The sequence below is a fragment of the Arthrobacter sp. A2-55 genome (assembly GCF_025548615.1).
Classification (GTDB): domain Bacteria; phylum Actinomycetota; class Actinomycetes; order Actinomycetales; family Micrococcaceae; genus Specibacter; species Specibacter silviterrae.
In genome coordinates, this window is sequence record NZ_JAJLOZ010000075.1 from 1 (window position 1) to 21824 (window position 21824).

Sequence of the window (21824 nt, forward strand, 5' to 3'; positions counted from 1 at the left end):
GGCGCAGGCCCGCCACAGCTTATCCACAGGCAATATTGGGCAACCCCTGATTGACCATCGCCCGTGGACGCCAGCCTGAATGAATGACAGGCAAGAAGCCCCGGGCCTATTTGGGCAGCACGCTCCGGTAGACGTCCAGGGTTTGTTCCACAATGGATTCCCAGGAAAAGTGGTCCTGCGCGCGTACGCGCCCCTTCTCCCCCATGGCCCGCGCACGGGCCGGGTCCTTGAGGACTTCGATCAGCGCTGAGGCAAAGTCGGCCACGAACTTGTCCGGGTCAAGCGGGGTGCCGCTGCCGTCCGACAACTGCTCCAGGGGAACCAAAAGCCCGGTTTCGCCGTGGGCCACCACCTCGGGGATTCCCCCCGTGGCGCTGGCCACCACGGCGGCGCCGCACGCCATGGCCTCAAGGTTGACGATCCCCAGGGGTTCGTAAATGGACGGGCAGGCAAAAACAGTGGCGTGGCTCAGGACCTGGATGAGCTCGTTGCGCGGCAGCATCCGTTCTATAACGACGACGCCGTCGCGCCCCGCCTTCAGCCCCTCAATGAGTGCATTGACTTCCGCGCCAAGCTCCGGGGTGTCTGCGGCCCCGGCGCACAGCACCAGCTGCACTTCCGGTGGCAGGGCGGCAGCCGCCTTCAAAAGGTACGGCACACCCTTTTGACGCGTCACGCGCCCCACCCACACCACGCTGGGACGGGCCGGGTCAATCCCGAGGGAACGGACGACGTCGTCCTTCTCATCGCGCTGCCAGGCGGCGACGTCGATGCCATTGTGGATGACCTTGACCTTGTCCGGGTCCACGTCCGGGTAGCTGCGCAGGATGTCCTGGCGCATGCCGTCGGACACGGCGATGATCGCGGCGGCGGCCTCATAGGCGGTCTTCTCCACCCAGGACGACAACGCGTAGCCGCCGCCCAGCTGCTCAGCCTTCCACGGCCGAAGCGGCTCCAGGCTGTGGGCGCTGAGCACGTGCGGGATGCCATGAAGCAGCGAGGCCAGGTGGCCGGCCATGTTCGCGTACCAGGTGTGCGAGTGCACCAGGTCTGCCCCGGCAATGTCGGGGACGATCTGCAGATCCACCCCCAACGTCTGCATTGCGGGGTTGGCGGAGGCCAGCTGGGGCAGGTTTCCATACGAGGAAACTGTGGCGCCATGGAAGTCTGCCGGGCGGTCCGCGCCGAAGGCATGGACCCGCAGCTCAACCTTTGACGCCAGCACGCGGCTGAGCTCGGCTACGTGGACTCCGGCGCCGCCGTAAATCTCCGGGGGAAATTCTTTTGTCACAATATCGATACGCACCCTCCCAATGTAGTGTCTTCGGAGACGTTGTTCTAGTGTGAAGGTGTTCCACCCGTCCACGGGGCGCATTTCCTTGCAACATTCAAGCTGTCGGAGGTTGTCACATGTCGGTCAAGAAAGTTCTGGCGATAGTTTTGGCGGGCGGTGAGGGCAAGAGGTTGATGCCCTTGACAGCAGACCGCGCCAAGCCTGCAGTCCCCTTTGCGGGATTCCGGCTGGTCGACTTCGCCTTGTCAAATCTTGCTAATTCCGGGTACTTCAGAATTGTGGTGTTGACGCAATATAAGTCGCACAGCCTGGACCGCCACATCTCCGAAACGTGGCGCATGTCCACGCAATTGGGCAATTATGTGGCGTCCGTCCCGGCACAGCAGCGGCGCGGCAAGAGCTGGTTCCTGGGCAGCGCCAATGCCATCTACCAGTCGATGAACCTCATCGGGGATGCGGAGCCGGACATTGTGGTGGTGGTCGGGGCCGACCACGTGTACCGGATGGACTTTGAACAAATGGTGCAAAACCACATCAAGTCCGGGGCCCGGGCCACCGTGGCAGCCGTGCGCCAGCCCCTTGAAATGGCCAACCAGTTCGGCGTCATCGAAGTGGACACCTCCTTTGACACCGGCGTGGTCGGGGCACACAAGATCTCCGCCTTCGTGGAAAAGCCGGAATCCACGCCCGGCCTCCGCGAGGCGCCGGACCAGTTCCTGGCATCGATGGGGAACTACGTGTTTGACACCGATGCCCTGGTGGAGGCCCTCGAACAGGACGCCGCCAAGGCGGACACCAAGAACGACATGGGCGGGGACATCATCCCCTACTTCGTGGATCGCGACGAGGCATTCGTCTACGACTTCAGCACCAACGACATCCCGGATGCAACCGACCGGGACCGCAACTACTGGCGTGATGTGGGCACCATCGACTCCTACTACGAGGCCCACATGGACCTGATCTCGCCGCTGCCCATATTCAACCTGTACAACCGGGCCTGGCCCATCTTCACCCGGAACACCGTGTCGCCGCCGGCAAAGTTTGTCCATGGCGAGCACAACTCCATCGGCACCGCACTGGATTCAATCGTGGCCCCCGGCGTGGTGGTGTCCGGAGGAGTCGTGGAAAATTCGGTCCTCTCCAATGACGTATTTGTGGGCACCGGAGCCCGTGTCCAGGACTCCGTGCTCATGGACAAGGTCATGGTGGGCCGCGGGGCCGTGGTGCGCCGGGCCATCATTGACAAGAACGTGAAGATCCCGGCGGGCGCCACCATCGGCGTGGACCATGAGCTGGACCACGCACGTGGATTCACCATCACCGAATCCGGGCTGACGGTGTTGTCCAAGGGGCAGGTGGTCTCCCCCCCGGACGCTGCCGAACTGGCGCTGGCGAAGGCGGCAGCCGCCGAGCTGCCTGCGGCACTGAAGCTGGCCATCCACGACGACGCCGCCCTGGAGGCAACCATGGACAAGGTGGCCGGCAACCAGCTGGAGGCGGCTGAATCGGAATCTGGCGGTGAACCGGCTAAAATTGCGGAGTGACTGCCGCTGAACTGACGACCGAGGAAATCCAAAATTGCATCAAGGTTTTGGAGAATATTCATGTTTACGACGAAGAAAACCCCGACTATATACGCATTCGCCGTGCCACGGGAAAGATGTTCAAGGCTGTCAAGCGATATCGCAGAAATGTTAAAAGGGATGCCGTCAATGATGCGGACCGGGCGGTAATTGCCAAAACGGCCACGGCAGCGCCGGACCGAATTGATGATGAAACCCGGGGCAATAAACTCAAGCCCTCGGCAACAGGCGGGACGGCGGGGACGCTTCTGCGTTCCCGCCCCTGCTACATCTGCAAGCAGCACTACACCGAAGTTGACGCCTTTTACCACCAGCTCTGCCCTGACTGTGCCGCCTTCAACCATTCCAAGCGCGACGCGCGGACCGACCTCAGCGGCAAGCGCGCCCTGCTGACGGGGGGCCGGGCCAAAATTGGCATGTACATTGCCCTGCGGCTGCTCCGCGACGGGGCCCACACCACCATCACCACCCGCTTCCCGAAGGACGCGGCCCGCCGCTATGCGGCCATGGAGGACAGTGCAGAATGGCTCCACCGCCTGCGCATAGTGGGCATCGACCTCAGGGACCCCTCCCAGGTCATGGCACTGACGGATTCCCTGGCCGAGGCAGGGCCGCTGGACATCATCATCAACAACGCCGCGCAAACCGTCAGGCGCTCCGGCAACGCCTACAAACCGCTGGTCGACGCCGAGCTGGAACCGCTGCCCACGGACACCCCCATGCCGGAGCTGGTCACCTTTGGCCACGCCCACGACAAGCACCCCCTGGCCCTGGCCAGCCAAATGTCCGAGCTGCCCCGGATGGGAGGGGACGAAATTGCCGCCCTCGCCCTGTCCATGGGATCGGCGTCGCTTGAACGGGTTGCGGCCGGCACCGCCATCGACGCCGGAGGCCTGGTCCCCGACGTGGCCGCAATCAACAGCTGGACCCAGGTGGTGGACCAGGTGGATCCGCTGGAAATGCTCGAGGTCCAGCTGTGCAACGTGACCGCCCCGTTCCTGCTGGTCTCGCGCCTCCGCCCGGCCATGGCGGCCTCCCCCGCCCGCCGGAAATACATTGTGAATGTCTCCGCCATGGAGGGCCAGTTCTCCCGCGCCTACAAGGGTCCCGGCCACCCCCACACCAACATGGCCAAGGCCGCCCTGAACATGCTCACCCGGACCAGCGCCCAGGAAATGTTTGACGCCGACGGCATCCTCATGACGGCCGTCGACACCGGGTGGATCACCGACGAGCGCCCCCACTACACCAAGGTGCGCCTCGCCGAGGAGGGATTCCACGCCCCCCTGGACCTGGTGGACGGCGCCGCCCGGGTCTACGATCCCATCGTCATGGGCGAATCCGGCGAAGACCAGTTTGGGGTCTTCCTCAAGGACTATCGGCAGAGCCCGTGGTAACGGCCGGGGACGGGTGGCGGGCAAACACCGCCCGGCTGCTTCCGGGCCTGGCGGCGGCGCTGGCCGCCGTCGGCGTCGCCTTGGCAGTCCACCAGGTGGTGCCGATGCTGCCGGCCATGACCATCGCCGTCGTGCTGGGAATTGCCGCGGTCAACCTGCCGGGCACCGCATCACTGTGCGAGGGGCCCCTGAGGAAGGGGCTGAACTTCGCGGGCAAGCACCTCATGCGCGTTGGCATCATATTTCTGGGCCTCAAGCTCAGCCTCGGGGACATTGCGGCGCTGGGCTGGGTGAGCGTGGCGCTGATTGTGGGCGTGGTGCTCCTGAGCTTTGCCGGCACCTTCGCGCTGGGCAAGCTGTTCAGGCTCGACGGCGACACCCCGCTCTTGATTGCCACGGGCTTCTCCATCTGCGGGGCGTCCGCCATTGGCGCCATGGCCGCAGTCAAGGGGACCAAACACAGCGACACCGTGCTGCCCGTGGCCCTTGTCACGCTGTGTGGCACGCTGGCCATCGGCGTGCTGCCGCTGCTCATGCACCCGCTGGGCCTGACAGCGCTCCAGTTCGGCCAGTGGGTGGGTGCCGGCGTGCACGACGTCGGCCAGGTGGTTGCCACGGCACAGACGGCGGGGACGGTGGCCCTGAGCGCCGCCATCGTGGTCAAGCTGACCCGCGTGGTGCTGCTGGCCCCGATTGTCGGTGTGGTGGGCGGCCTGGAACGACGCCGGCACACCCGCCTTGCGCTGGCCGCGGGCGCCCAGGACGACGGCGCCGAAAAGCCGCGCTTCCCGCCCGTGGTTCCGCTGTTCGTGATCGGGTTTTTGGCGATGATCGTGCTGCGCACCACCGGGCTGTTGCCCCACGCTGCCATTGAGGCCGGCTCGGTTGCGCAGGACGTGGCCCTCGGCGCGGCCCTGTTTGGGCTGGGGGCATCCGTGCGGGTTCGCCAGCTGCTCCACACGGGAGCCCGGGCCACCGTCATGGCGCTCTGCTCCTGGGCGCTGATTGCCGCACTTGCCTTTGGCGCCGTCCACCTCATGGGGGCGTAGGCGGGGCAGCCTGCGGGCCTGCGCCGGGCCACCGCCGGGCCAGCGTCCCGCCGCAGGCGTGGTTGAATGAAACGGTGTTGAATTCTAATCTAAGCCGTGCCGAGGCAGCCACGCGCAAAGCCCTTCTGACCGTCCACCACTATGATGTCTTCGTGGACATCGGCAACGCGACACGCCTTGCCGAGCCGGGCTTTCGGACCAGGAGCACCATCGCCTTCAGCGCGGCCCGGGCCGGCGCCGAAACCTTCCTTGACTTCATCGGCCTGGGCGTTGAATCGGTGGTCCTGAACGGGCAGTCCCTGGACCTGGACACGGCTGTGGACGGTGCCCGGATCCACCTCCCGGGCCTGGCCCTGGACAATGAGGTGACGGTCACGGCAACCGCGGCCTATTCCCGCTCCGGCGAGGGCCTGCACCGCTTCGAGGATCCGGCCGACGGCCTGGTCTACACCTACACGCAGTATGAGCCTGCGGATGCCCGCCGCGTTTTCGCCAACTTTGAGCAGCCCGACCTGAAGGCTCCCTTCACCTTCCACGTCACGGCCCCGGCGCACTGGGAGGTGGCCTCGAACCAGGCCGTCACCGGTTACGCGGACACGGCCATGGACGACGGCGGCACTGCCGTGACGGGCACCTGGGACTTTGCGCCCACGCTTCCCATATCCACCTACATCACCACCATCCTGGCCGGGCCGTACTTCAAGGTTTCCGACCAGTTCAGCATGGTTTTCGGGCCCGACAGCGCCCACGCCGGCAGCGAACTGGAAATCCCCTTGACGGCCTATTGCCGCAACTCGCTGGCGGCCAATTTTGACACGGACCCGATCTTTGCCGTGACGAAGGCCGGGCTGCAATTTTTCAACGAGGCCTTTGACTACCCCTACCCGTTTGGGAAGTACGACCAGGCCTTTGTGCCCGAATACAACCTTGGCGCGATGGAAAACCCGGGCCTGGTCACCTTCACGGAGTCCTACATCCACACCTCCCGCGCCACGGACACGCAGTACCAGCAGCGGGCCAACACCATCATGCACGAAATGGCACACATGTGGTTCGGGGACCTGGTGACCATGAGCTGGTGGGACGATCTCTGGCTCAAGGAATCCTTTGCCGATTTCATGGGGCACCTGGCCGTGGCGGAGGCAACCCCCTGGGGCGAGAAGTCCTGGACCATGTTCGCCAGCCGCCGCAAGGCGTGGGCCTATGTCCAGGACCAGCTCCCCACGACCCACCCCATCGTGGCCGACATCCCCCACCTCGAGGCGGCCAAGCAAAACTTCGACGGCATCACCTACGCCAAGGGTGCGTCGGTGCTCAAGCAACTCGTGGCCTATGTGGGGCGGGAGGCGTTCATGGCAGGCTCCCGCGGGTATTTCAGCGCCCACGAGTACGGCAACACCTCATTGAAGGACCTCCTGGCCCCCCTTGGAGCGGCATCCGGGCGTGACCTGTCCACCTGGGCCGGCGACTGGCTGCAAACCGCCGGCATCTCCACCCTGACGCCTCGCATTGAGCTTGCCGACGGCAAGATCAGCTCCGTGGTGGTGGAACAGGAAGCCACGGACCCGGTCACGGGCCTTCCGGCGCTTCGTACGCACCGGCTCGCGGTGGGGCTGTTTGGCTGGGACGACGCCGGCCGGCTGGCCCGGACCCACTCGGTGACGATCGACGTGGCCGGCCCGAAGACGGAAGTGCCTGAACTTTCCGGCCTCCCCGCGCCCGCCCTGCTGGTGGTCAACGACCAGGACCTCAGCTACGCCAAGGTGCGACTCGACCCAGCATCCCATGCCACGGCCCTGGAATCCCTCGGTGCCGTGGCGGATCCCCTGGCCCGCAGCCTGGTCTGGTCATCCCTGTGGAACGCCGTCCGGGACGGGCTGGTGCCTGCCCAGAGCTACGTGGACGCGGTCAGCCGGCATGCGGCGGGAGAGCCGGACATTTCGCTTCTGCAGTCGCTGGTGGACAACGCCCGGTTTGCTGTGGCCAATTACTGCCAGCCGGGCACCCGCGGCGAGGCCCGCGCAGGGCTGCTGGCCGCCGTCGTCCATCACCTGGAGGCGGCGGAGGCCGGCGGCGACGAGCAACTGGTCTGGGCACGCACCCTGGCCGCGCTGGGGCGCGGTGCCGAGGCCGCCTCCGGGAGAATTCGCGAGCTGCTGGACGGGGTGAAGGTGCCAACAGGGCTCAACGTAGACAGCGAACTGCGCTGGCTGCTGTGGCAGGCCCTCGCTGCCCGCGGGCAGGCCACCCCCGGCCAGCTGGACGCCGAGCTGGCCAAGGAAACCACCGCCGAGACGCGCGTGGGCCGGCTGACGGCGTGGGCCAGCTTCCCCGACGCCGCCGTCAAGGCCGAGGCGTGGCGCAGTGCAGTGGACGGCAGTGAACTGACCAACGAACTGCTCAGCGCCACCCTGGAGGGCTTCATGGTGGGCGGGCACAGCCTGCTTCAGCCCTACATCGAACCGTACTTTGCCGCGCTCAACGGGTTCTGGGCGGAGCGCAGCATTGAAATTGCCGGGCGGCTGGTGCGCGGGCTGTTCCCCGCCCACCAGGACCTCGCGCCGGGCACGGCCCCCACGGACCATCCCGTGGTTGCCCGCACCGACCTGTGGCTGGCCGCCAATGGCGATGCGGCAACCGGCCTGCGGCGGCTGGTGGTGGAGCAGCGCGACCACCTGGTCCGTGCGTTGTCCGCCCAGGCGGTTTCCGAATAGGGGCCCGGCAGCCGGGCGCAATGCCGGCCGAAGACGGCGCTACTGCAGTGCGTCCCTGCGGATGAAGCGGATGCCAGCAACGGCCATTCCCAGGGCGGCCAGCGTCCAGGCCGCCACCGCAATCCAGTCCGCCCACTGGCCCAGCGTGGCCACCAGGGGCATGCGGTTTTCGTGGCCAAAGTGGTACGTGGCCACGGAGAACATGCCCAGCGGGAAGACTATTGACCACAGCGCCGTGACATACTTCAGCGGCTCCCGCCTGACCAGGTGGCGCCATATGCCAAACGCGACCAGCAGGGGAACCCACCACAGCCCGAAGGCCCACAGCAGGTAGCTGATGCCCCCCACCGTGGCTGCGGCCAGGTCAAGCACGGGCACGCCCGCGGGCAGGTTGAGAATCATGGATCCGGCCAGGACCGAAATGGCCGTGGCACCCATGAAGATCCAGTTGGCAGGCACAATGCCGCCGTGGTTCTCGCCGCCCGTGAGCAGACGCAGCATCACCAGGGTGGTCAGCGTCAGGTAAAGCATGATGCCGATGCCCCAAAAGGCGACGGCGGCGTCGCTGAGCAGCCGGATCGAGGAGTTGTCCACGGCCAGGGTCGCCGCGACAACGGACAGCGACTGCGTGGCCACGACCCACAGGAACCAGGTGCCGTCCACGGGCAGCAGCCGTGGCAGCAGCCCCGCACCGCCCCCGCCCTCCCCCATCTCGGTCCGCAGCATCATGGACAGCGGAATGCCATAGGCGAGGAACAGCCACAGGGGGATGCTGGCCAGTGCCAGCGCCCAGGTCACGCCCGGCAGGCTTGCGTGGAAACCGGTGCCGACCACATTGCAGGCCGCCACCATGGTGAGGTAGCCAAAGCCCACGTGAGGGTCGCGGAAGTCCGCCACGGCCCCTGCCCGGTTGATGGCGAGCCGGCCCACCAGCCCCACCGCCAGCACCGCCAGGGCGGCGGCCGCCAGCCACAGCAGTGCCCGGGAAAGCGGCACCCACCCTGCGTCATTGAGCGCCTGGGCAACAATTCCGGTGGCCATGACAAAGGCGAACGCCGCCGGTGGCTGGTGCCGCAGCCAATGCCGCAGCAGCGTCCTGGCAGACGGCGCGCGGGACGGCCCCGGATGATGCGGTGCGGCCCCTGCCTCCGGGGCCGTCACGGGATCCTGTTCAGCCACGCGTCGGTGCCAAACTTGCTGTCCACCAGCCGTTTCGCCTCCTCCAGCTCTGCGGACGAGAGCACGGACGCCTGGGCGTTGTAGCGCTCCCGGAACGTTTCCATCATGCGGGCAACAATCTCGGCACGCGGCAGGCCGGTCTGGCGCCGCAGCGGGTCCACGCGCTTCTTGGCGGAGCGGGTTCCCTTGTCGGAGAGCTTTTCCTTGCCGATCCGCAGCACCTCCACCATCTTGTCCGCGTCAATGTCGTAGCTCATGGTGACATGGTGCACGATGGCGCCGTTGCCGAGCCGCTTTTGTGCGGCCCCGCCAATCTTGCCCTGGTCCGTGGCGATGTCGTTCAGCGGCACGTAGTACGCCGCGATGCCGATCGACTCCAGCGCGGCCATGACCCACGCATCCAGGAACTTGTAGGAATCCTCAAAGCTAAGTCCGTCCACCAGGCTCTGCGGCAGGTACAGCGAGTAGGTGATGCAATTGCCCGACTCCATGAACATGGCACCGCCGCCGCTGATCCGCCGCACCACGTTGATCCCGTACTTTTCGACGCCCGCCGGGTCCAGTTCGTTGCGGACCGACTGGAAGCTGCCAATCACCACGGAGGGTTCGTTCCAGTCCCAGAAGCGCAGGGTGGGGTTGCGCCGCCCGGCGCCCACCTCCCTCGTGAGGACTTCGTCAAGGGCCACGTTGACGGCCGTGGGCAGCACGGTCGGGGCAATGATGTCCCAGTCGTGGTCCAGCCAGCTGCTGGCCTTCGCCAGCGCCCGCCGGACAGCCACTGAGACAGCCTGGGCGGAAAAACCAAAGAGCACGACGCCGGCCGGCAGGGCCGCCGTGATGGCCTCGGCCAGCGCTGTGGCCGGGAGGTCGGCGGGTAGTCCCGACAGGGCCGCGTTGATGTCATCGAGGGCCTCGTCGGGTTCCAGGAAGAAGTCGCCGCTGACCGAGACATTCGCCAGCAACCCGGCCACCACGTCCAAATCGACCACCACCAGCTTGCCGCCGTGGACCTTGTATTCGCCATGCAGTTCAGGAGCCATGGCCTTAGTTTCCCAACTAATGGGGCGCGAGTGCAAAACAGGGGCACAACAGCGCAAAAGGGCCCGCACCATCCGGTGCGGGCCCTGCAGGAACGTCCCTGCCATGCTGTGCTTCTGTGAGGAAGGCTTACTTCTTGCCGAAGTTGGCGAAGCGGGCGTTGAAGCGCTCCACGCGGCCGGCGCTGTCCATGATGCGCTGCTTGCCCGTGTAGAACGGGTGCGACTCCGAGGAGATTTCAACGTCGATGACGGGGTAGGTGTTGCCATCTTCCCATTCGATGGTCTTGCTCGACGTTGCGGTGGAACGCGTCAGGAACTTGGTGCCCGAAGCCAGGTCGTTGAAAACGATTGCTTCGTACTTGGGGTGGGTATTCTGCTTCACTGTCAGCCTCAAAAGGTAATCGCCTGGTTTTTGCCAGACTGATGAATGTTATGGCCCGGGGGCCAGCTACACACTTTACCGGTCCCCGGGCGCATTCTCCAAGCTGGGCGGCGGATTCCACGACCGGATGGCAGCCAGCGCCTGGTCCGCATGCACGAACATGTCGGTTTCGCTGGACACCGCGAACTTGACGGCCAGCTGCGCGTCAAGGACGAAGGTGGCCCGTTTGGTGGGAAGGTTTCGCGCCAACAAACGACGCCGGACGCCAAACTGGTCCGCCACCTCGCCTGTGGCGTCGCTGAGCAGCGGATAGCTGAAGTGGTTTTCCGTGGCGAACTCGAGCTGCTTGGCCGGGGCGTCGTTGCTGATGCCCGCAACCGCTGCCCCGACGCCGGCGAATTCCCGCTCCAGGTCGCGGAAGTGGCAGGCTTCCCTGGTGCAGCCGCCGCTCCCGGCGCGCGGGTAAAAGAAAAGCACCAGCAGCCCGCCGGCAGCGAGCTCGGAGAGCCTGCGCGGAATTCCGTGCTGGTCCGGCAATTCAAAGTCGGCCGCGACCTCAGCAATTTTCATGGTTTCAGCCTACCTGCGGTTCGCCGGATGCTACCCCGCGGCACCCGGCTGGGTGGCAAAGAACGCGACAGCGCTGGCGGCTGCAACGTTGAGGGAGTCGACGCCGGCGTACATGGGGATCATCACGGAGTGGTCGGCCTGGGCCAGCGTGGCGTGGCCCAGGCCGTCCCCTTCGGTGCCAAGGATCAGGGCCAGCCGGCCGTACTGGCGGCCGGCCAGTTCCCTGATGGTGAGCGAGTCAGGCTCCAACGCCAGCGCCGCCGTCGTAAATCCGGCCTCGCGCAACAGTGACATGCCCTCCGGCCACTCGGGCAGGCGGGCCCAGGGAACCTGGAAAACGGTGCCCATGCTGACCCGGATGCTGCGGCGGTACAGGGGGTCGCCGCAGCGGGGGCTGACCAGGACGGCGTCGACCCCCAAAGCGGCGGCGGAACGGAAAATGGCGCCGATATTGGTGTGGTCAACGATGTCCTCCAGCACGGCCACCCGGCGCGCGCCGGCCAGCAGTGCCGGGATGTTCGCCGGGGCCGGGCGGTGCATGGCCGCCATGGCACCGCGGTGCAGGTGGAAGCCGGTGATGTCCTCAAGCATTTGCGCGGTGCCGACAAAAACCGGAACCTCGGGGTGGGCTGCGATGACGTCGGAGAGCTCCGGCAGCCACTTTTCGGCCATGAAGAACGACCGTGGCTGGTGACCGGCGTCGAGCGCCCTTCGGAGCACGCGCGAACTCTCGGCAATGTACATGCCTTCATCGGGTTCGCGCAGCTTGCGCAGCTGCACATCCGTCAGGGATGTGTAGTCACTGACCCGCGGATCCGCCGGGTCGGTAAGCTGGATGATCATGCCTTGCGCGCCGCCGAACGGTTCACGGCTGGTGGCGCGCCGTGGCGGCGAAGCGGCCGCCGTTGGTGGTGACACTCAGCGGCAGCCCGAACGTGGCGCTGAGGTTTTCCTCCGTCAGCACGTCGCCGATGGGGCCCTGTGCCACCACGCCGCCGTCGCGCAGCAGAAGTGCGTGGGTGAAGCCCGGGGGAACCTCTTCAAGGTGGTGCGTGACCAGTACGGTGGACGGCGCAAGCGGGTCCGCAGCCAACTGGCTCAGGCGCTGCACCAGGTCCTCGCGCCCGGCGAGGTCCAGGCCTGCGCCCGGCTCGTCGAGCAGGAGGAGTTCAGGATCGCTCATGAGTGTCCGGGCAATCTGCACACGCTTCCGCTCCCCCTCGCTCAGTGACGCGAAGGGGCGGTTCAGGAAGGTGGACATGCCCCAGTCCTCGAGCAGGCGGAAGGCGCGCCGTTCGTCGTCGCGCTCGTAAGCCTCGCGCCAGCGGCCGGTGACGCCGTAGGCGGCCGTCACCACCACGTTGAGAACTTTTTCGTGCTCCGGAATCTGGTTGGCCAGGGCGGAGGAGGCCAGGCCAATCCGCGGGCGGAGTTCAAAGACATCGACGGCGCCGAGGACCTCGTCCAGGATGCCCGCCACCCCGCGGGTGGGGTGCATCCTCGCACCCGCGATTTGAAGGAGGGTGCTCTTGCCGGCGCCGTTGGGTCCCAGCACCACCCAGCGCTCCCCTTCGGCCACGCGCCAGTCAATGGAATCCAACAATGTCCTGGTGCCGCGGACCACGCTGACACCGGCCAAACCCAAAACTTCACTCATGAACAATGAGCCTACTAGAAACCGCGGGCCTCCCCGGCGAACCACGGGCCGGGGCTGATCGAACGCTAGAATCGAACCATGCCCTCCACACTTACCGCAGTCAGTTATGGCCGTTCGCTGCCCACGGACTCCCTCGACCAGCTCCGCCGCCTGATTGCGGCCAACGGCAGCCACATTGAACAGGAGTCGCTGGAAAAGCACCCGGGCTTTGATGTGGCCGTGTTTTCGCTCCGCTCTCCCCTTGACGCCGCGGACCAAGCCGTCCGGGAATTGCGCACCGCCATTGCTGCTGCCCCGGTTACCGGCGTGGACACCGCCGTCGTACCCGAGTCGCTGAGGGGTGCCGGGCGCAAGTTCATCATCATGGATGTGGATTCCACCCTAATCCGGCAGGAGGTCATTGAGCTGCTGGCCTCGCACGCAGGCACGGAGGCCGAGGTTGCGAAGGTGACCGCAGCTGCCATGCGCGGTGAGCTGGACTTCGCCCAGAGCCTGCACCACCGCGTGGCAACGCTGGCGGGCCTGCCGGAGTCAGTGCTGGCCGACGTCGGCGCCAAGATCCAGCTGTCGGTCGGGGCGGAACGCCTGGTGGCGGCTGCCAAGGCCGCAGGGCACACCGTTGCCGCCGTGTCAGGCGGCTTTTCGCAGATCCTGGCGCCCCTGGCAGCGCACCTTGGCCTCGATTTTTACCTCGCCAACGAATTGGAAATCATTGACGGCAGGCTCACCGGCAAGGTGTCCGGCCCCGTGGTGGACAGGGCGGCCAAGGCAGTGTCGCTGCGCGCGTGGAGCGCCGAGGCCGGGATTGGCCTCGACGCCAGCATGGCGATCGGCGACGGCGCCAACGACCTCGACATGATGGCCGCGGCGGCGCTCGGCGTGGCCTTTAACGCCAAACCAGCCGTCCGGGCCGCCGCGGACGCACAGATCAACCTGCCCAACCTGGATGTGGCCCTGGCCCTCGCCGGCATCCCCTGCGAGTAGCCAAGGCCCCCGAGGTGGCGGCGCCGGCGACCAAACCACGAGGTGGCGGAGCCGGCGGGCTGGGTGACCGTCGCAGGCGGCCCGGCATTTTTCCGGCGACTATCCGACCGACGGCCGCGGGCGGCCTTACGGTCTCCTTTTACGTCGCCTACAAAAAATACCGGCTCCGCCTGCTTGCGGGGGCTCCGCCCGTAAGCTTGCGCCGGCCTACTTGAAGTAGTCGGCGCCGCCCACGTATTCAGTGTGGCCGGTTTCGACGTCGGCGGTGGCCATTTTGGCGATTTCAGCGGCGAATTCGGCCACGGTGTAAAGCTTGCCGGCCTCGGCGCGGCGGGCCTCGATGGCGCCAGGGTTGGCGCGGTCCAGCAGGGTTGCCGTGACGGTGCCCTCGATCATGTCGCCGGAGACCACCACAAGCGAGATGTCCTCGGCTGCAAGGTTGGGGATGAGGGCGCGAAGGGCGTCCTCGCCCGCGCGCTTGCTCTTGGCAACGGGTTCGTATTCGGGCATGGTGGGCACGGTTTCAATGAAGTGTGCCTGGTGGCTGGTGACGAAGACCACGCGGGACCCGGGCGTCATGACGGGCAGTGCTGCGTTGAGCAGGTTGACCTGGGCGTCCCGGTTGAGCTGGAGGGCGTAGTTTTCGGCCATGCCGCTTTCCATGCCACCGGAGGCGTTGAGCACCACCAGGTCCAGGGAGCCAAAGTTCTCCATGGCTGCGCTAACCAGGGCCTGCACGCCGTCCTGTGTGGTGAGATCAGCGCCGACGGCGACAGCGCGCCCGCCGGCTTCAGCAATCTGGGCCACCACTTTGTTGGCCCGCGGCGCCTTCTGCCGGTAGTTGACCACGACTGCCGCGCCTTCGGCGGCCAGGAATTTGGCCACATCGGCGCCCACGCCGCGCGAAGAGCCCGTAACAATCGCTGTTTTTCCGTCAAGCTTTCCCATGAAACGTCCTTTGTTCGTCAATAAGGTTGGTGTGGAGGGGCCTAGTGGCCCATGCCAAGTCCGCCGTCAACAGGGATCACGGCGCCCGAAATGTAGGCGGCCTCGTCACTGGAGACCCAGCGGACCACGTTGGCCACTTCCTCGGCGGAGGCAAAGCGGGCGGCCGGGATGCTGGCCAGGTACTGCTTTTGCGTCTCTTCCGGCAGTGCAGCCGTCATGTCGGTGCTGATAAATCCGGGAGCCACGACGTTGGCCGTGATGTTTCGGGAGCCCAGCTCGCGGGTCAGGGAGCGGGCAATGCCCACCAGGCCCGCCTTGGAGGCGGCGTAGTTGACCTGCCCGGCGGAGCCGTAGAGGCCAACCACGGAGGAAATGAGCACCACACGGCCCTTGCGCAAACGGATCATGCCCTTGGATGCACGCTTGATGACACGGAATGCGCCGGTCAGGTTGGTGTCCACCACGGATGTGAAGTCGTCCTCGCTCATGCGCAGCAGCAGCGTGTCCTTGGTGATGCCGGCATTGGCCACCAACACCTCAACGGGGCCGTGGGCGGCCTCCACTTCGCTGAACGCTGCATCAACGGAGGCGGAGTCGGTGACGTCGGCCTGGACGCCGAGGATTCCTTCGGGAAGCTCGGACGGGCTGCGGAACGTGACGGCAACCTTGTCCCCATTGGCCAAAAAAGCCTGGGCGATGGCCAGGCCGATGCCGCGGTTTCCACCGGTAACCAGCACGCTGCGGCCCTGTGCGGGTGCAGTCTCGGGTGCACTCATGTAATCCTCTTTTCTCGTGGTGCTCGCATTGAATCCTACGGTGAAAGGCAGGGGTGCACACACTTGCGCTTTTGGAGGTATTCCCGCGCGGTGGGAGAATGGGGACGTACTTTGGAGTGTGATGAGAGACCAGACAGCAATGCCGGCATCCGGTGCCGGTCGGCGGAAACGATACCGCCGGGCCACAGGTTCCCCCGAGGTACCTTCCATTACGAATGCCGCCGAGGCACACAGCATTGAAATGCACGGACGCCTCGTGAAATACGCCACGGCCATGGGGATCCGCATGGTCTGCATAGCCTTGATTTTTGTGTTTGACGGCTGGTTCAAGCTGGTTCCCGTGGTGGGCGCGGTGCTGCTCCCGTGGGTTGCGGTGGTCATCGCCAACGGCGGTGCGGACACCTCACACATGGAGGCCACGGCCCTGGTGGACCATGTCCCGCCGATGGAACTGACTGCCCCCGACGACAGCAGCGCCGCGGCGGATGAAGTCATCCGCGGTGAGGTGGTGCCGGAGGACGTTCCGGAGCCCCCGAGGAACAATGGTGAGGAAGGCCAACAATGAACATTCTTGACATGCTCTCCCCGGACGGACAGCCGGACACGCCCGCGGAACGGGGTGCTGCCGAGGCCATTTGCTCCCGCAAGGGCTGCCGCAAGCCGGCCACCACCCAGCTGCTGTGGAACAATCCCAAGATCCACACACCGGAGCGGCGTAAGATCTGGCTGGGCTGCGACGATCATGCTGCGTGGCTGGAAGATTACTTGAAGGGCCGTTCCCTGTGGAAGGAAACGCGGCCGCTGACACCCGAGGGGCCCGCCTGATTCATGAAGACCTACAGATTCCTGTTTTCCAGCAAATGGGCAGGCTATTTTGTCCTTGCCCTGGTTTTTGCCATAGCCTGCGTGGCCCTGGGGAACTGGCAAATGAACCGGCGCAACGAGGTGGTGGCAAACATTGCCAAGATCACGGCGAACTATTCCGCCACTCCGGTTGACTATGCAGCCGTGGCGACGGACTTTGACCAGCTGAATCCCGCCAAGGAATGGACCCAGGTCACCCTTAAGGGCAGTTACGTCACGGCAGACCAGCGGGTGGTGCGAAATCGCCCCCTCAACGGCTCCCCGGGATATGAGGTGCTGGTCCCGCTGAAACTGGAAACCGGCGACACCGTCATCGTGGACCGCGGCTGGCTGCCCATTGGCAACAAGGAGGCCGGGTACCCCGATGTAGTGCCGCAGCCGGTGTCCGGCACCGTCACCGTGGTGGCCAGGATCAGGCCGCCGGAGCCGCAGGTGGACCGCGGGGCCCCCGCCGGCCAGATCGCCTCCATCGACCTGGCCGCCTACGCCAAGGAATTGTCCTACCCCATCAAGACCGGCGCGTATGTACAGCTGGCCTCGGAATCCCCTGCAGCGTCAAGCAACCCGGTGGGCTTCCCGGCACCGTCCATCGACGAAGGATCGCACCTGAGCTACGCACTCCAGTGGATCTGCTTCGGCGTGCTGGCTTTTGTCGGATTCGGCTATGCGGCGCGCCTGCAGCGCCGCAACGATGAATTCGACGCCCAGGAGGCTGCCGAGTCCGGCGTCCCCGTGGAGGAACTCTACGGCCGGGGTTCGGCCTTCCATCCGCGCCCGGTCAAGAAGGTCCGCAAACCCGGTGCCCGGGCCACGGCCGAGGAGGAAGAGGACGCGCTCCTGGACTCGCAGGGATACTAAGCCGGCAGGGTGTGTGGTTGATTCCGCCGTAGACTGTGGCCTGTGAGCGCAGATCTGAACAACACCGGCATTAACAGCACCGAAATCACCAGCAATGGACCCGGCAGCGGGGGCGGTGCCCCGGCACCCGAGGTGAGGGACGCCGTCGTCGAACATGTACGGGATGCCCTGCTGGCTGCCGGCCTGCCGGACACCGTCATCGTGGTTGACGACAGTGTGGCCACGGCAGCGACGGCGGCTGCGGTGCTGGGTTGCGAGGTGGGCGCCATTGCCAACAGCCTCATTTTTGAGTGCGGCGGCGAGCCCCTGCTGATTCTGGCCAGCGGCGCGGCAAAGATCGACGTGAAGCTGGTGGCACGCGAACTCGGGCTGCCCAAGATCAAGCGGGCCACCCCGGAATTTGTCCTGCAGCACGCGGGCCAGCCCGTGGGCGGCGTGGCGCCGCTGGGACACCCGGTTCCCCTGCGCACCATTCTCGACACTGAGCTGGCCCGGTACCCAGTGCTCTGGGCGGGTGCCGGCAGCCACCGCGCCATGCTGTCACTGAGCTACGCCGAGCTGGCCCGGGTAACCGGTGCCGAGCCGGCCGCGGTCCGCTGACCGCCGCAGGGGTTCCCGGCGCCGTTGTCAGGCCAGGGTGATCAGGTCCAGGTAGTCCTGGCTCCAGAGGTCCTCGTCGCCGTCGGGCAGCAGCACCACGCGGTCAGGGTCCAGAGCAGCCACCGCCCCCTCGTCGTGGCTGACCAGCACCACGGCGCCGGTGTAGTTCTTCAGCGCACCCAGGATTTCAGCGCGGCTGGCCGGGTCCAGGTTGTTGGTGGGCTCATCCAGCAACAGGACGTTGGCGGAAGATGCCACGATGGTCGCCAGCGCCAGGCGGGTCTTTTCACCGCCGGAGAGCACTCCCGCAGGCTTGTTCACGTCGTCGCCGGAAAACAGGAAGGACCCAAGGATGCCGCGCACCTCGGCGTCGTTCATGTCGCCCGCGGAGGACCGCATGTTTTCCAGGACCGTGCGCGTCACGTCCAGCGTGTCGTGCTCCTGGGCGTAGTAGCCGATCTTCAGTCCATGGCCGGGGGTGATCGTTCCGGTATCCGGCTTGGACACGCCGGCCAGCATCCGCAGCAGGGTGGTCTTGCCGGCGCCGTTGAGGCCAAGGATGACCACCTTGGAGCCCCGGTCGATGGCCAGGGAGACATCAGTGAAGATCTCCAGCGAACCGTAAGACTTGCTCAGGCCCTCCGCCATGAGCGGGGTTTTTCCGCACGGCGAGGGGTCGGGGAAGCGCAGCGCGGCAACCCGGTCCTGCGCGCGGACATCTTCCAGTCCCGCCAGCAGGCGCTCGGCACGCTTGGCCATGTTTTGAGCCGCAACGGCCTTGGTGGCCTTGGCCCGCATCTTGTTGGCCTGGTCCATGAGGACCCCGGCCTTCTTTTCGGCATTGGCACGTTCCCGGCGGCGGGCGCGTTCGTCCGTTTCGCGCTGCGCCAGGTACTTCTTCCACCCGAGGTTGTACTGGTCGATCGTGGCCCGGTTCGCGTCCAGGTGAAACACCTTGTTCACTGTGGCCTCGAGCAGGCTGGTGTCGTGGCTGATCACAATCAGCCCGCCCTGGTGGTTCTTCAGGAAGTCACGCAGCCACGCGATGGAATCGGCATCCAGGTGGTTGGTTGGTTCGTCCAGGAGCATGGTTTTGGCGCCGGAGAACAGGATGCGGGCCAGTTCCACACGGCGGCGCTGTCCGCCGGAAAGCGTCTTGAGGGGCTGGTTGAGGATCCGCTCGGGGAGGGCCAGGTTTGAGGAGATGGCCGCCGCCTCCGCCTCGGCCGCGTAGCCGCCGCCTGCGAGGAACTCGTTCTCGAGCTTGTCGTAGCGGCGCATCGCCTTGTCGCGGACGGAATTGTTCTCGCTCGCCATGTCGGCCTCGGCGGCGCGGAGCTTGGTGATGACCTTGTCCAGGTCCCGGGCGGCCAGGATCCGGTCGCGTGCCAGCTGTTCCATGTCGGGGGTGCGGGGATCCTGCGGGAGGTAGCCAATGTCCCCCGAACGGGTGACAGTGCCGCCTGCGGGCAGGCCCTCCCCCGCCAGGACGCGAGTCAATGTTGTCTTGCCGGCGCCGTTGCGGCCCACCAGCCCGATCTTGTCACCCTTGTCGATCCGAAATGACACTTCGTCCATGAGCAACCGTGCCCCGGCACGTAACTCAAGGTCTTGGACCGTAATCAACGTAGTAACCTTTCACATAAGTTGGATATGTGCCGCGAAACGCTCCGCCGTTCCCCCTGTGGGGATGGATTGACGTTGAACAACCTGTCCAGTCTACCGAGGTTCCACCACAACCAAAGCCCCACACCACCTGAAAGTAACCAGAATGAATCGATCATCACAGTCGCAGGGCCACAAGGGCGCCCCCGTCACGGCCCCCGCCCCCGCGGCTCCCGTTGCAGCGTTGCGCCGCCGCTGGGGTGCCATGGACATCTCCCTGATCGCCGTGTTTGCCGCGCTGCTGGCCGCCTCGATTGCCGTCCCCGGCATCAACGTCGGGCCGCTGGGGGTGGCCATTACGCTGCAGACCCTGGTGGTGGTACTGTGCGGGCTGGTGCTGGGCGTGGGGCGCGGCACGGCTGCCGTCGCCCTCTATGTCCTGTTGGGGTTGGTGGGCCTGCCCATCTTTAGCGGCTTCCGCGCCGGTCCGGCCGTCCTGGCCAGCCCGTCGGCCGGCTACATTGTGGGCTTCGCCTTCGGCGCCGCCCTGACCGGCCTGGTTGCCATCTGGGCCGTACGACGGCGGCACAAGGCGGCCGCCCTCTTCGCCGCGGCCATGGCCGGCACGGTGGTGATCCACGCCTTCGGCATCATTGGTTTTGTGCTCAAGGGCATGGCACTGCCCGCTGCAGTGGGGGCAGACCTGATCTACCTTCCGGGGGACATCATCAAGAATGTGGTGGCCGTGGCCATTGCCTTGAGCCTGCACCGCGCATTCCCGGACCTGTTGGTGCGCCGCCGCCGGTGAAATCCCCGTTTTGCATGTGGCCGGCCCAGGCGGGCGCGGCGTGAATTCAATCGTCCTCGAGTCCGCCGGCGTCGAAATTCCCCCGGTGGACGGAACAGGGACCGCTAAAACCATCCTGCGCCCCCTGTCCGTGACCCTCAACGAGCAGCGGATCGCCGTCATCGGGGCCAACGGCTCGGGCAAGTCCACCATGCTCCGTCTCCTCAACGGCCTGGTCCTTCCGTCCGCCGGCACCGTGCGCGTCAACGGGCTGGACACGCGCACCCACGGGGCGGCCGTGCGCCGCAGCGTGGGCTTCGTCTTCACGGACCCCTTGTCGCAGCTGGTCATGCCAACCCCCTTGGAGGATGTGGAACTGTCCCTCCGCCGGCTCAAGCTCTCCAAGAGGGAACGCCGGGACCGGGCCGAATCGATCCTGGCGGCCTATGGTCTGTCGCACCTGGCCGAGAGCAGTGTCTATGAACTTTCCGGCGGGGAGCGGCAGCTGACCGCCCTGGCGGCCGTGCTCGCCGTGGACCCGTCCATCCTGGTCCTCGACGAGCCGTCAACGCTGTTGGACCTGCGCAATACCAAGCTGCTGCATGAACGGCTGGCCGGGCTGCCGCAGCAAGTGGTCATGTCCACGCACGACCTTGACCTGGCGGCCGCGTGCGAACGGGGCCTGGTGATTGACGACGCCCGCATTGCCTTCGACGGCCCGGCCTCTGCCGCGGTGGACTGGTACCGGGAGTCGGTGGGCTGATGCGCGGCCATGCCCACCTGGTGGCCAGCTACATCGCCGGGAACTCGCCGTTCCATCGCATGGCACTGTGGCGCAAGGCTGTGCTGTTGCTGGCCGTGGCGGTCCTGTGCCTGGCATCCCCGGCCATTTCCGTGACGTTGGGTGTCATTATTACGACGGCGGTGCTTATCGCCGCGATAGCCGCGCACGGCGTCGCGGGGTTGCCGTGGGGCCGGTTGTGGCGCGCGGTTCGAATCATGGTGGTCTTCCTGGTTCTCATTGCGGCCTATCAATGGTGGCAGCACGGGCCGGCCACGGCCTGGCAGGTGGTGGCGGCCATCGTGGCCACGGTGCTTGCCTCCAACATCTTGACGGCCACCACACCGGTGGACGAATTGCTGGATGGCCTGGGCGCCGTGGTCCGCCCGCTGGAACGCTTTGGTGCCGACCCGGAGCGCTTTTCCCTGACCGTGGCCCTGATGCTCCGGAGCATTCCCTTCGTGATTGGCGCATTCAGCGACGTGCGCGACGCCGCCCGTGCCCGCGGGCTGGAGCGAAACCTCATGGCCCGCTCGCTGCCCGTGGTCATTGCCACGGTGGGTTATGCCCGGGCCACGGGCGAGGCCCTGGCGGCACGCGGCCTCGGCGATCCCGAACTCCCCGGCGAGCAGTAAGCAAAAGCTGAACAGGCTCCTGCCGCGTGTCCGAGAACCGCCCCGCCCCCCGTCGAGGTTGGAGATAACCACCGCTCCGAGGCATTTTATAGGTGGTGATCTCGAACCTCGACGGTAC

Annotated in this window: 22 protein-coding genes; 12 read left to right on the forward strand and 10 right to left on the reverse strand. The window is 66.1% G+C overall.

The window, feature by feature from the left end:
• Positions 1 to 106: 106 nt before the first annotated feature.
• A complete protein-coding gene (gene glgA / locus LPN03_RS17180; RefSeq protein WP_262455248.1) occupies positions 107 to 1306 on the reverse strand; it encodes a glycogen synthase in 1200 nt (399 codons plus the stop codon).
• A 104-nt stretch (positions 1307 to 1410) separates the two neighbouring features.
• On the opposite strand from glgA, the gene glgC reads away from it, so the two are divergent.
• The 4 genes from glgC to pepN all read left to right on the forward strand — a co-directional run bounded on the left by glgC (position 1411) and on the right by pepN (position 8040).
• Entirely contained in the window at positions 1411 to 2841 is a 1431-nt protein-coding gene (gene glgC / locus LPN03_RS17185; protein WP_262455249.1) for a glucose-1-phosphate adenylyltransferase, read from the forward strand.
• The gene (locus LPN03_RS17190) at positions 2838 to 4277 is read left to right on the forward strand and encodes an SDR family NAD(P)-dependent oxidoreductase (protein ID WP_262455251.1); all 1440 of its coding nucleotides are present in this window, start codon (positions 2838 to 2840) and stop codon (positions 4275 to 4277) included. Before glgC ends, LPN03_RS17190 begins: the two co-directional genes overlap by 4 nt.
• On the forward strand, positions 4271 to 5326 hold the full coding sequence (locus tag LPN03_RS17195) for a YeiH family protein (protein ID WP_262455253.1): 1056 nt from the start codon (positions 4271 to 4273) through the stop codon (positions 5324 to 5326). Before LPN03_RS17190 ends, LPN03_RS17195 begins: the two co-directional genes overlap by 7 nt.
• 74 nt (positions 5327 to 5400) lie before the next feature.
• Entirely contained in the window at positions 5401 to 8040 is a 2640-nt protein-coding gene (gene pepN, locus LPN03_RS17200; protein ID WP_262455255.1) for an aminopeptidase N, read from the forward strand.
• 39 nt (positions 8041 to 8079) lie between these two features.
• Here the strand turns inward: pepN and LPN03_RS17205 are convergent, their stop codons facing one another.
• From LPN03_RS17205 to LPN03_RS17230, 6 genes are all read right to left on the reverse strand, one after another.
• Positions 8080 to 9219, reverse strand: coding sequence for a tellurite resistance/C4-dicarboxylate transporter family protein (locus LPN03_RS17205; protein WP_262455257.1), 1140 nt, complete (start codon positions 9217 to 9219; stop codon positions 8080 to 8082).
• Positions 9198 to 10259 carry a biotin/lipoate A/B protein ligase family protein gene (locus tag LPN03_RS17210; protein ID WP_262455259.1) on the reverse strand — a complete coding sequence of 354 codons (1062 nt, stop codon included), beginning with the start codon at positions 10257 to 10259 and terminating at the stop codon, positions 9198 to 9200. Before LPN03_RS17210 ends, LPN03_RS17205 begins: the two co-directional genes overlap by 22 nt.
• A gap of 127 nt (positions 10260 to 10386) precedes the next feature.
• A complete protein-coding gene (locus tag LPN03_RS17215; protein ID WP_262455261.1) occupies positions 10387 to 10641 on the reverse strand; it encodes a type B 50S ribosomal protein L31 in 255 nt (84 codons plus the stop codon).
• 75 nt (positions 10642 to 10716) lie between these two features.
• Positions 10717 to 11211, reverse strand: coding sequence for a peroxiredoxin (locus tag LPN03_RS17220; protein ID WP_262455263.1), 495 nt, complete (start codon positions 11209 to 11211; stop codon positions 10717 to 10719).
• 30 nt (positions 11212 to 11241) lie between these two features.
• On the reverse strand, positions 11242 to 12054 hold the full coding sequence (locus tag LPN03_RS17225; RefSeq protein ID WP_262455264.1) for a TrmH family RNA methyltransferase: 813 nt from the start codon (positions 12052 to 12054) through the stop codon (positions 11242 to 11244).
• Positions 12055 to 12076: 22 nt separating this feature from the next.
• Positions 12077 to 12868 carry an ABC transporter ATP-binding protein gene (locus tag LPN03_RS17230; RefSeq protein WP_262455266.1) on the reverse strand — a complete coding sequence of 264 codons (792 nt, stop codon included), beginning with the start codon at positions 12866 to 12868 and terminating at the stop codon, positions 12077 to 12079.
• Positions 12869 to 12946: 78 nt separating this feature from the next.
• Here LPN03_RS17230 and serB point away from each other — a divergent pair, with 78 nt between their 5' ends.
• Positions 12947 to 13852, forward strand: coding sequence for a phosphoserine phosphatase SerB (gene serB / locus LPN03_RS17235; protein WP_262455268.1), 906 nt, complete (start codon positions 12947 to 12949; stop codon positions 13850 to 13852).
• A 207-nt stretch (positions 13853 to 14059) separates the two neighbouring features.
• Here the strand turns inward: serB and LPN03_RS17240 are convergent, their stop codons facing one another.
• Positions 14060 to 14800, reverse strand: a complete 741-nt coding sequence (locus tag LPN03_RS17240) for an SDR family oxidoreductase (RefSeq protein WP_165180713.1) — start codon at positions 14798 to 14800, stop codon at positions 14060 to 14062.
• A gap of 41 nt (positions 14801 to 14841) precedes the next feature.
• Positions 14842 to 15576 (reverse strand): beta-ketoacyl-ACP reductase, encoded by a 735-nt coding sequence (locus tag LPN03_RS17245; protein WP_165180712.1) that lies wholly within the window; start codon positions 15574 to 15576, stop codon positions 14842 to 14844.
• Between the two features lie 139 nt (positions 15577 to 15715).
• On the opposite strand from LPN03_RS17245, the gene LPN03_RS17250 reads away from it, so the two are divergent.
• From LPN03_RS17250 to LPN03_RS17265, 4 genes are all read left to right on the forward strand, one after another.
• Entirely contained in the window at positions 15716 to 16141 is a 426-nt protein-coding gene (locus LPN03_RS17250) for a DUF3099 domain-containing protein (RefSeq protein WP_165180791.1), read from the forward strand.
• Positions 16138 to 16401 carry a hypothetical protein gene (locus LPN03_RS17255; protein WP_165180711.1) on the forward strand — a complete coding sequence of 88 codons (264 nt, stop codon included), beginning with the start codon at positions 16138 to 16140 and terminating at the stop codon, positions 16399 to 16401. The genes LPN03_RS17250 and LPN03_RS17255 overlap by 4 nt, the downstream gene beginning before the upstream one ends.
• 3 nt (positions 16402 to 16404) lie before the next feature.
• Positions 16405 to 17298: an SURF1 family protein gene (locus LPN03_RS17260; RefSeq protein WP_262455271.1), complete on the forward strand. Its 894-nt coding sequence runs from the start codon at positions 16405 to 16407 to the stop codon at positions 17296 to 17298.
• Positions 17299 to 17430: 132 nt separating this feature from the next.
• Positions 17431 to 17898 carry a YbaK/EbsC family protein gene (locus LPN03_RS17265; RefSeq protein ID WP_262455273.1) on the forward strand — a complete coding sequence of 156 codons (468 nt, stop codon included), beginning with the start codon at positions 17431 to 17433 and terminating at the stop codon, positions 17896 to 17898.
• Between the two features lie 27 nt (positions 17899 to 17925).
• Here LPN03_RS17265 and LPN03_RS17270 read toward each other — a convergent pair whose 3' ends face one another.
• Entirely contained in the window at positions 17926 to 19524 is a 1599-nt protein-coding gene (locus tag LPN03_RS17270; RefSeq protein ID WP_165180709.1) for an ABC-F family ATP-binding cassette domain-containing protein, read from the reverse strand.
• 145 nt (positions 19525 to 19669) lie between these two features.
• Here LPN03_RS17270 and LPN03_RS17275 point away from each other — a divergent pair, with 145 nt between their 5' ends.
• The 3 genes from LPN03_RS17275 to LPN03_RS17285 are packed head-to-tail and all read left to right on the forward strand — an operon-like array spanning position 19670 to position 21706.
• Positions 19670 to 20311 (forward strand): biotin transporter BioY, encoded by a 642-nt coding sequence (locus LPN03_RS17275; protein WP_165180708.1) that lies wholly within the window; start codon positions 19670 to 19672, stop codon positions 20309 to 20311.
• 40 nt (positions 20312 to 20351) lie between these two features.
• Complete coding sequence (locus tag LPN03_RS17280; RefSeq protein ID WP_165180707.1) at positions 20352 to 21053, forward strand: energy-coupling factor ABC transporter ATP-binding protein; 702 nt, start codon at positions 20352 to 20354, stop codon at positions 21051 to 21053.
• Entirely contained in the window at positions 21053 to 21706 is a 654-nt protein-coding gene (locus tag LPN03_RS17285) for an energy-coupling factor transporter transmembrane component T family protein (protein ID WP_165180706.1), read from the forward strand. The genes LPN03_RS17280 and LPN03_RS17285 overlap by 1 nt, the downstream gene beginning before the upstream one ends.
• Positions 21707 to 21824 lie beyond the last annotated feature (118 nt).